This window comes from Pseudonocardia sp. KRD291 (genome assembly GCF_019263595.1).
Classification (GTDB): Bacteria; Actinomycetota; Actinomycetes; order Mycobacteriales; family Pseudonocardiaceae; genus Pseudonocardia.
On the sequence record NZ_JADQDD010000227.1, the window covers coordinates 1 to 10449 of the forward strand.

Sequence of the window (10449 nt, forward strand, 5' to 3'; positions counted from 1 at the left end):
GGCGCCCGCCACCGGCCCGGCCGCACCGGTGACCCCCGCCGCGCCCGTGACCCCCGCTGCGGCGGTGCCGAGGGCCGCGGACGGGCTCCCGGACTGCACCGGGATGGTGAACGCGCTGTCGCCGCGCGACCGTCTGGCCCAGCGACTGATGGTCGGGGTGGACGCCGCCGACCCGGCCGGTGCGGTGCGGATCGTCCGCGACTCGCAGGTCGGCGGGATCTTCCTCGGCGGCAACGAGACCGCCCTGCTGCAGGACGACGCGCTCGACGCCGTGCAGAAGGCGAGCCGTACGCCGCTGTCGGTCGGTGTGGACGACGAGGGCGGGCGCGTGCAGCGCATCGACGACCTCGACGGCGACCTGCCCAGCGCCCGCTCGATGGCCGCGTCGAAGACCCCGGAGCAGGTCCGGGAGCTGGCGAGGGACCGGGCGGAGAAGCTGCGCGCCCGCGGCGTCACCTGGAACCTCGCACCGGACGTCGACACCTCCGACCAGCCGCGCTCCGACGTGATCGGCGACCGCTCGTTCTCCGACGACCCCGAGGTCGTCACCCGCTACGCGCTGGCGTGGGCGCAGGGCCAGGAGGAAGGCGGCGTCTACGGGATGCTCAAGCACTTCCCCGGGCACGGGCACTCCAGCGGCGACTCGCACAAGGGCGCGGTCAGCACGTCGCCGCTCTCCGAGCTCGAGAAGCGCGACCTGCTGCCCTACGGCGACCTGGTCGGGCCCGGCAAGCCGCTCGACGGCCGGGCCGGCGTGATGGTCGGGCACCTGGACGTCCCCGGGCTCACGAAGGACGTGCCCAGCTCGCTCGAGCCCGCCGTCTACGAGCTGTTGCGGGAGAAGTACCGCTTCGACGGCGTCGTGATGACCGACGACCTCGGCGCGATGAAGGCGATCACCGACCGCTTCGGGCTCGCCGCGTCCACCACGAAGGCCCTGGAGGCGGGCACCGACATCGCCCTGTTCTCCAACGTCACGAAGGTCGCCCCGCTGCTCGACGCCGCCGAGGGCGCCCTGGACCGGGGCGAGATCACGGCGGCCGACAACGACCGCGCCGTCGCCCGGGTCCTGGCCGCCAAGGGCCTCTGCGCCCGCACCTGACCTCCCCACGACGCGCCGACGGCACCCGGCCCGGTGGGCGAGGGTGCCGTCGTCGTGTGCGGGTGTGCGGTGAGGGTCAGGCCATGTCCAGGCCGCCGTTGACCGAGATCACCGAGCCGGTGATGTAGCCGGCGTCGTCGTCGACCAGGAACTGCACCGTGCGGGCGATCTCGCTGGCCTGGCCCAGGCGGCCCATAGGGACGTTGGCCAGGAGCTTGTTGAGCACCTTCTCCGGGACAGCGGCGACCATCTCGGTCTCGATGTAGCCGGGCGCGACGCAGTTGACCGTGACACCCTTGCTCGCCACCTCCTGCGCCAGGCTCTTCGAGAAGCCGATCAGCCCGGCCTTGGACGAGGCGTAGTTCGCCTGCCCGACCGAGCCCTTCTGCCCGATCACCGAGCTGATGTTGACGATCCGGCCGAACCCGTTGCCGGTCATGTGGTCGAGCACGGCCTTGGACATGTAGAACGCGCCGGACAGGTTGATCCGTAGCACCGCGTGCCAGTCGTCGACGGTCAGCTTGCGGACCGTCTTGTCCACCGTGATGCCCGCGTTGTTGATCAGGTAGTCGACCCGGCCCTGCTGCTCGAGGACCTCGCCCACCACCCGGGAGCAGTCGTCCGGCTCGCCGACGTTGCCCTGGTGCACCGAGACCGACGCGCCCTCGGCACCCAGCTTGCCCGCCAGCTCCTCGGCGGCCTTGGCGTTGGAGCTGTAGCCGGCCGCCACGTGCACGCCCGACCGGGCCAGGGCCGTGGTGATGGCGGCCCCGATCCCGCGCGCGCCACCGGTGACGATGGCGACCTTCTGCTCCGGATTGGTGTCGGTAATGGCGGTCATGGGCGTTCTCCGATCGTGTCGAGAGTGCGGTGCATGCCCCGCTGCACGGCGTCGGCCAGGTAGGGCCTCAGCTGCTCCGGGGTGACGATCCGGTCCACCGAGCCGACCTGCTGGGCCCGCTCGATGGAGTGCTTGGTGTCGAACTCGTCGGCGACCTGGCCGAGCTTCTCCGACCGGACGTCCGGCCGGAGCCCGGCCAGCTCGCCGCGCAGGGCGGCGGCGTCGGGCTCGCGCCCGGCGTCGGTCGCCTCGGCGATCCGCGCTTCCAGGTCGGTGACCCGGGGGTCCTTGGCGGTGCGGTCGTTCACCTCGCCGGCGAACACCACGGCCGCGGCGGGCGCCCCGCCGAGCACCGAGGCGTACGAGCCGGTGACGGCGGCGATCTCCATGTTGTCGTTGAGCGTCCCGGAGAACACCACGAACGCGCCGCCGTGGTAGCGCGAGACCACGCAGAACACGATCGGGCCGTCGAAGTTGACGATGGCCCGCCCGATCTCCGCGCCGTACTCCAGCTGCAGCCCGCGCAGCGACTCCGGGGACCCGTCGAACCCGGACAGGTTGGCCAGCACCACCAGCGGGCGGTTGCCGCTGGCCGCGTTGATCGCCCGGGCGCACTTGCGCGACGAGCGCGGGAACAGCGTGCCCGCGGTGAACTGGGCGGGCCCGTCCACCGGCAGCGGCCCGCGGCGCGGGATCGGCCGGGACTCGATGCCGACCATCGCGATCGGCTGCCCGCCCAGGTGCGCGTCCAGCGCGACGACCGACTCGGCGTCGTGCATGTCGGTCCACCGCTCGGTGGTCGGGTGGTCGGTGTCGGCGATACCGCGCATCACCGACCGGATGTCGAACGGCTTCTTGCGCTCGCCGTTGGTCTCCCGGGCGAAGATCTCGCCGAGGCGGGAGAACTCGCAGTTCGGCCCGGAGTGCGGCGAGGTGGTGATGTCGCGGTCGACCGGGTCGGTGGTCGGCGCCGGGCGCGGGAACCGCTCGCCGGGGGCGGTCCAGGTGTGGGCGTAGTGGCTCAGCAGCACGTCCACCGCACCGCTGAGGTCCGGCGCCCAGTACTGCGCCTGGCCGTTCGGCCCCATGATCCGGTCGTAGCCGCCGATGCCGAAGTTGTCCTCGGCCGAGACGCCGCCGGAGTAGTCCAGGGACTGCTTACCGGTGAGCACCATCGTCGAGTCCGGGGTCATCACCAGGATGCCGCGGGTGTGCATCAGCATCGTCGCCTCGGCGTTCCAGTACGGCTGGGCGCCCACGTTGATGCCGGTGACGACGACGTTCATCTCGCCGCCGCCCTGGGTGAACTCGATGATCCCGCGCAGCACCCGGGAGATCCAGTCCATGTTCTCGGTGCCGGAGTCCATCGCGATCTTGGCGCCGGCCGAGACGGCGAACCACTCCACCGGCGCGTCGAACCGGCGTGCCAGCTCGATCGCGGCCAGCACCCGGCGGCACTCCGGCTCCGCGATCGCGCCCAGCGCCCGGGTCGGGTCACCGATCAGCACGACCCGGGTCATGCCGTCGGGGTACCGCTGAGTGGGCACGGTGACGGTGCCGAGCACCAGGTTCGCGGCGTTGTTGCCGTAGGCGCGCTCGATCGGCGCCGGCACGCCGTCCTCGTCGAGGTCGTACTCGGTGAACGTGCCCGGTCCGGCGTCGATCGGCGCCGTGAGCAGCGGGATCAGCTCGTAGGGGTAGACCGCGCCGCGGCGGCGCGCCTTGAGCACCTTCTGGTCGTAGGCGTCGAGCTCGCGCATCGGCTCGGTCGGCGGCTCGGTCAGCCGCACGCTGAGCCCGGAACCGGCCGGACGCGACATCCGCAGCACCAACGGGCGGGTCTCGTCCGACTCGTCGCTCCCGTCCGGCGCGGCGGCCCGGAACTCCACCAGCGCCTGCTCCAGCCCCAGGCCGGCCGTGCGCGGCGCCAGGCGCCCGACGACGAAGTCCAGCTCGGCCAGCGGCACGTCCACCGGCGGCCAGACGTAGAGCTGGATCCGGTTCCAGGACAGCCGGGCCAGCTCGCGGTCCGAGGACCGCGCCGCCCGCAGGCTGTCCATGCAGGCGTCCAGCGCCCGTTCGAGCTGCGGCAGCGACCGGATGGACCCGTCCTCGTCGCGCAGCACGGTGAGCTCGCGGACGTCGGCCATCGCGATCAGCCGGTCGTCGGCGGTGACGTTCTTACCGGTCGCCCGGAACAGGTGCACGTCCATCGCCGCGGGCAGGCGCTGCAGATCGAACGCCGAGAGGCGCCACAGGCGCAGCCGGTCGGCGACCAGCGGGTGCATCCCGCGCAGCGTGCGGTCCTCGACCAGGTCGCCGCCGGCGTCGGGACGGAAGGTGAACCAGGTCGGGCCCTCGGCCGCGGCGTCGTCGACGGTCTCGCGCGGGTTCGGCCGCACCGCGACCGCGACCCGGTGCAGGATCTTGCCGGGCACCCGCCCGAGCGCGGCGCGCACCCGTTCCGCCCGGGCGTCGCTGTCGCCGCCGTCGTCGGCGTGGGTGGAGGTGACGTAGAGGTCGACCAGTGCCGTGCGGCCCTCGCCCAGCTCGCCGACCAGGCGGCGCAGCTCGGCCGCGGTCGCCGCCGCGCCGTCGGGGTCGTTGTTGTCGATCACCGAGGCGAACAGCGTGCGGTCGTTGCCCAGGTGCTGGTAGCGGGCCTGCAGCAGCGGAGCGCCCGCGTGCTCGGTCAGCTCGATGTGCTGCAGCGGGCGTACCCGGTAGTAGCGCCGGGTCATCACCTCCAGCAGCGCGGCGTTGTGCCGGGTGCCGAACACGCCCAGGATCGGCTCCGAGCTCGCCACCAGGCTGTCGACGAGCTCGGCGCGGTTCTGCGCGCCCGGGTTCTCGGTCAACGTGTCCAGCGTGGCGCGGACCTGGGCCAGCACCTCCCGGCGCGCGGCCGCGACGACCGGCGCGTCGAACGCGCGGTAGCGGACCTGGCGTGCGGTGTCGCCGACGACCGGGTGCCGCAGCTGGGTGGCCACGACGAGCTCGTCGAGGGTGCGCAGGTACTCGTCGCGGGTCGCGGCCGGCAGCCCGGTCAGCGAGCGCGGGTGGCGCAGCCGCCAGTTCAGCAGGTCCAGCACGACCGGCGCCTGCTGCGAGGCGCGGCGGTGGGCGAGGAACATCCGGTAGAGGGCCTGGCCCAGCTCGGGCCCGCCGGACTTCAGGTCGGAGATCCCGTAGTGGGCCAGCGCCCGGCGCAGCTTGGCCTGGAACGACTCGGGCAGCCCGTCCGCGTCGACGTCGCGCGAGCGCAGGTAGGCGTAGAGGTACTCCTGCGGGTTGCGGTCGGTCTCGCCGGTCTCGTCGTCGGTCTCGCTGCGGTTGCGCGACAGCGCGCACATGTCCGCGAAGATCCGCAGGACCGACATCTCGCCGGCCAGCACGGCCGGGTCGTCCTCGGCCAGGTCCTCGCGCGCCGTCCGCAGCCGCGCCAGCAGCGGGCGGGCCTGGCTCTCGTCGACGTCGAAGCCGAGCACCTGCGAGCGCAGCGCGCTCAGGGCGTCCGCCGCCGCGTCGGCGGGCGTGCCGTCGGCGTCCGAGCCGAAGGCGCTCAGGTCGGTGCGCTCGGTCTCGTCCGCGACCGGGGCGTCGTCGTCCGCGGACGGTTCCAGGCGGATCAGCTTGGTGCCGCCCTCGACCTGGGTGTTCGCCGGGACGAGGAGCTCGGCGACGGTGCCGGAGAACGGTGCGCGCAGGCTCGTCTCCAGCTTCATCGACTCCACGACGGCGACGACGTCGCCCTCGGACACGGTGTCCCCGGGCTGCACCGGGATCGCCACGACCATCGCCGGGGCCGGGGCGCGGACGATGCCCGCCTCGCCGCCGGAGATCCGGTGCACCGCGCCGTCGACCTCGACGATGAAGTCCGAGTCCTGCGCGACCGAGAGCACCGCGTAGGTCGTGCCGCCGACGGTGAGCCGGCGCTCGAAGCGACCGGAACGCTCGACGTCGACGTCCACCGTCTGTGCCGAGGAGCCGCCTCCGGCGGTAGGTGACGAGGAGCCGCCTCCGGCGGTAGGTGACGAGGAGCCGCCTCCGCCGGTGGGCGGGTCCAGCTCCACGCGGTACCGGTTGTTGCGGGTACGCGCGACGCGCAGCCGGTAGGACTGGCCCGCGGCGGTGACGTCGGTCTGGTGCCAGGTCTCGTAGCCGACCTCGGGACGCCCGCGCTCGGCGGAGGCGAACAGACGTTCCTGCTGGCGCTCCGCGTGCCCGTCGTGCGACTGCACGGCGGTGGCCAGCAGCGCGACGTCCAGGCGCCGCGGCGGCGTGTACCCGGCGGCCATCATGGTGTCGAGCCAGGTGGTGTCGACCTCGCCGGAGACCAGCTCCGGGCGGTCGAGCAGGTCGAGCAGGAACGCCTTGTTGGTGCTGCCGCCGTCGATCACGGTCGCGGTCTGGCGCAGCGCACGCGAGAGCCGGGCGCGTGCCTCGTCGCGGTCGCGGCCCCAGGCGATCACCTTGGCGATCATGGAGTCGAACTGCGGCGGGATGACGTCGCCCGCGGCGACCCCGGTGTCCACCCGGATGCCGGGCCCGCTGGGCAGCGCCAGGTGCTCGATCCGGCCGGGCGCCGGGGCGAACTCGCGCTCCGGGTCCTCGGCGGTCAGGCGCGCCTCGATCGCGTGCCCGGAACCGGTCGGTGCGGCACCGTTCTCCCCACCCCACCCGAGCTCGGCCAGCGTCCCGCCGCCGGCGACGTGCAGCTGCAGCTTCACGATGTCGACGCCGGTGCACGCCTCGGTCACCGGGTGCTCGACCTGCAGGCGGGTGTTGACCTCGAGGAAGGACAGCAGGCCTTCCTTGGGCTCGTAGAGGAACTCCACGGTCCCGGCGTTGACGTAGCCGGCCTTGCGCACCATGTCGGCCGCCGAGCGGCGCAGCAGCGCCTCCTGCTCGGCGTCCAGCGCCGTCGACGCGGACTCCTCGATCACCTTCTGGTTGCGCCGCTGCACCGAGCAGTCGCGCACGCCGAGCGTCCACACGTCACCGGTGGCGTCCGCGACGACCTGGACCTCCACGTGGCGTCCGCCGGACACCGCGCGCTCCAGGAACACGGTCGCGTCGCCCGCCGTCCTGCCCGCCTCCGACGACGCCCGCTCGAACGCGTCGTCGAGCGCGTCCGGGGAGGCCACGTGGCGGATGCCGCGCCCGCCACCGCCCGCGGTGGCCTTGACCATCAGCGGGTAGCCGATCGACTCGCCGGCCGTGCGGGCCGCGGCGACGTCGGCGACCGGGCCGCCGGACCACGCCGCCATCGGCACGCCGACCGACTCGGCCAGCTGCTTGGACGCGATCTTGTCCCCGAGCTGGTGCATGACCTCCGGCGACGGGCCGATGAACGTGACGCCGATGTCGCGGCACAGCTGCGCGAAGTCGGCCTTCTCCGAGACGAAACCCCAGCCGGGCCAGGCCGCGTCGGCGCGGCAGGCGCGCAGCGCGCGCTCCAGCTCGGCGTGGTCGAGGTACGGGCTCGGGCCCATGTCGTCCGGGTCGTCCGGTCCGATCAGGACGGCCTCGTCGGCCTCCCGGACGTACATGGAGCGGCGGTCGACGGCCGTGTGCAGGGCGATCGTGCGCAGCGGAGGATGCGTGGAACCCCTTTCGGCGTTCCACTCCCGGACCGCGTTGATGAGCCGCATGGCGGGCTCGCCGCGGTTGACGATGGCGATGCGCGAGAACATAGGTCCTATCCTGCTCACTCGCCGAAGGCGATGCGAACGTCGTCTGAGGTGGTGGCGGCCGCAGCCGGTGCCGCGGCGGCGCCGGGAGGTGTCGGCGCCGGGTCCAGGCGGACCTCGGGAGCCATCACCGACGGGTCGATCCGCAGCACGGCGTAGCCGCCCACGGCGCCCGCGCCGAAGCCGGGCGCGAAGACCCGGGTCGGGCCGGTGATCGCCCCGTCGCGCACCGCGTCGAACATCGCGATGGGGATCGACGCGGCCGAGACGTTGCCCATCTCCTCGATGTTGAAGTAGAGCTGGTCGGCGGACAAGCCGGCATCCGCCGCGAGCTGCAAGATCATCGTCTTGTTGGCCTGGTGCGGGACGATCAGGTCGATCGCCTCCAGCAGCGTTGCAGCGCCCACGGCACCGGCCGGCGCGGGCTGTTCGCCCAGCTCACCGATCATCTGCGCGAGGTAGCGCGCGACCAGCGCCTTGACCTCCGGGCCGTAGACGGTGATGTCGTTGTCGAACTCCGGGTTCGGCCAGATGATCGAGTTCACCTGGGAGACCGGACCGGAGGCGTAGGTCTGCAGCACCTCGACGTCGCCGGGCTCGCCGTCCGGGGCCGGTGCGACGACCATCGCGGCCGCGCCGTCACCGAAGATCATCCGCGAGGTCCGGACGCTGCCGATCTTGTCCGAGAACTTCTCCACGCAGACCAGCAGTACCGGCCGGTCCACCTCCTGCAGCTGGCGCACGGCCTCGGACAGGCCGTAGGGCAGGCCCGCGCAGGCGGCGACGATGTCGGCCGAGCAGTGCGTCTGCAGCAGCCCCAGCTGCCCGGAGAGCCACGTCGACAGCGACGGGATCAGCCGCTCGCTGGTGCAGGTGGCGACGAGCACGGCGCCGATCTCGTCGGTGCGCCGGCCCGAGTGCGCGAGCGCGGCCTTCGCCGCCTCCAGGGCCAGGTCCTCGATGTCGAGCTCGGTGTAGCGGCGCCGGTCGATACCGGTCTTCTTGCTGATCTCGGCTGCGCTCATCGGCGACCAGGAGAACGCGGAGTTGCGCACGACATCGGTGTTGTCGCAGACGTACTCGCCGCGCACGACGGCCAGCGACTCGATCCTCGGCTGCACCCGGAACGCCTCGGGAACCCGGACCGGCGGCAGCGGGCGCACCGGCTCGACCGGCTCGGCCGGGACCCCGCCGCGGCGGCGCCGGGGCGGCCGGGCGCCGGAGACGCGGTCCAGGAACGCCGAGACGTCGCGGTTGCGCGGGTGGAACGCGATCACGTGGTCGTCGTCGCCGATGTCCTCGGCCACGCGCAGCTCGGTGCCGGCGCGGTCCCACGGGTACTGGTTGTGCAGCACCATCGCCCAGCGGGTCAGCGCCTCGAGCTCGGGCCGGTCGGCCGACGCGTCGATGATCTCGGTCTGGGTGAACACCGGGTAGTCCGGGTCGTGCTCGCCGACGACGAACGTCAGGGCGCCGGGGGTGTCCAGGAACTGGGCGACGGTCGGCTTGACCGCCGGCAGCTCGGTCGCGTGGTGGCGGCGGTGCCCGAACACGTCGAAGAGCAGGTCGAACACGCGGCGCTCGGTGGCGTCGTCCCACGTCGGGTCGAGGGCCTCGAACGCCTCCCGGACCGCGCGGACCTTCTTGTCGCCGTCCTCCCACGGGGTCAGCACCGGCAGGTAGACGTCGCCGCGGTGCCGGGGCAGGTCGCGCCAGCGGGTGGGCCGCTTCTCGAACATCGTCATCGAGAACCGGTTGACCCAGAACAGGTTCTGCCCGATGTCGCGGAGCAGTTCGAACCGGCTGGGGTAGGCGCCGTCGGTGATCCGGGCGAGGATGTCGGTCCCGGTCGGTGCCTTCGACTCGAAATCGCGCTCGACGATTGCGGTGAACTGATCCAGGTCATTGATCACCGAGAAGTCGAGCTCGGCGAAGAAATTGGCGGGAAAGACGAGTCGATCATGGCTGTTGACCACGAACGGCTTCATCAGCGACCTCCTGGGCATGTGGTTGCCGGGCGAAAATCACCTGGCTGCGCGCGGTGGGCCGGCCGGGCGATCGAGTGGTGCGGTGCCCGTGACGATATCCGCACTTCGCCCTCGATCGGTATGTGATCCGACCCCGGAGTGTGCACGCTCACGCATTGTCGGTCAACGGTGACGGTTACCCGCGAGTTACATTCGGGGATATTACCGACGAGTTCTACTCGCGCGTTTTCGTGAATTTCCGGTGTCGTCGCATGTCACGCGCGGCTGGTTGTCCACTATGGATGATCGGTCCATCGGCGCGTGGGCGCCCCGGCCCCGGGCGGGCTACGGTCGGGCGATGGCACGCGTGGAGTACGTCGACCCCGAGAACGCCCCGCCGGAGACCGCGTCCGCGCTGGGCCGGTTGCCGCAGGCGCATGTCTTCGGCCTGATGGCCCGGGCGCGGACCGCGTTCACGCCCTGGCTGCGCCTGGGCGGCGCACTGCTCAACGACCTCGCACTCGCCCCGTCCCTGCGCGAGCTGACGATCCTGCAGGTCGGTCGTCTGGCGCAACGCTATGAATGGGTGCAGCACGTCCCGATCGCTCTCGCGACGGGCGTGAGCCAGGAACAGATCGACGCCCTGGAACGGGGAGAGATCGACGGCGCACCGTTCGACCCGACCGAACGCGCGGTCCTCGGATTCGTCGCCGACCTGGTGCGTGACGGAGAAGTGTCCGACCCGGACTACGCGACCCTGTCCGGCCTTCTCGACGAGCAGCAGATCGTCGAGGTCGCTCTCGTGGCGGGCCACTACCTCGGCCTGGCCCGACTCATGACCGCCCT

5 protein-coding genes are annotated in these 10449 nt (G+C 72.3%); 2 read left to right on the plus strand and 3 right to left on the minus strand.

Annotation, left to right across the window (positions count from 1 at the left end; translation table 11 throughout):
* The coding region (locus tag I4I78_RS24480) for a glycoside hydrolase family 3 N-terminal domain-containing protein (RefSeq protein WP_226380360.1) at nt 1-1102 on the plus strand (1102 nt) is incomplete at its 5' end.
* A 76-nt stretch (nt 1103-1178) separates the two neighbouring features.
* Here I4I78_RS24480 and I4I78_RS24485 read toward each other — a convergent pair.
* Genes I4I78_RS24485 through I4I78_RS24495 form a run of 3 tightly spaced genes read right to left on the minus strand, consistent with a single transcriptional unit; the run spans nt 1179 to nt 9624 of the window.
* Nucleotides 1179-1943: a 3-oxoacyl-ACP reductase family protein gene (locus tag I4I78_RS24485; protein WP_218613836.1), complete on the minus strand. Its 765-nt coding sequence runs from the start codon at nt 1941-1943 to the stop codon at nt 1179-1181.
* Nucleotides 1940-7639, minus strand: a complete 5700-nt coding sequence (locus I4I78_RS24490) for a carboxyl transferase domain-containing protein (protein WP_218613837.1) — start codon at nt 7637-7639, stop codon at nt 1940-1942. The genes I4I78_RS24485 and I4I78_RS24490 overlap by 4 nt, the downstream gene beginning before the upstream one ends.
* Before the next feature lie 14 nt (nt 7640-7653).
* Nucleotides 7654-9624, minus strand: a complete 1971-nt coding sequence (locus I4I78_RS24495) for a 3-oxoacyl-ACP synthase III family protein (protein ID WP_218613838.1) — start codon at nt 9622-9624, stop codon at nt 7654-7656.
* Nucleotides 9625-9961: 337 nt separating this feature from the next.
* On the opposite strand from I4I78_RS24495, the gene I4I78_RS24500 reads away from it, so the two are divergent.
* On the plus strand, nt 9962-10449 hold a 488-nt coding region (locus I4I78_RS24500), incomplete at its 3' end, for a carboxymuconolactone decarboxylase family protein (protein WP_218613839.1).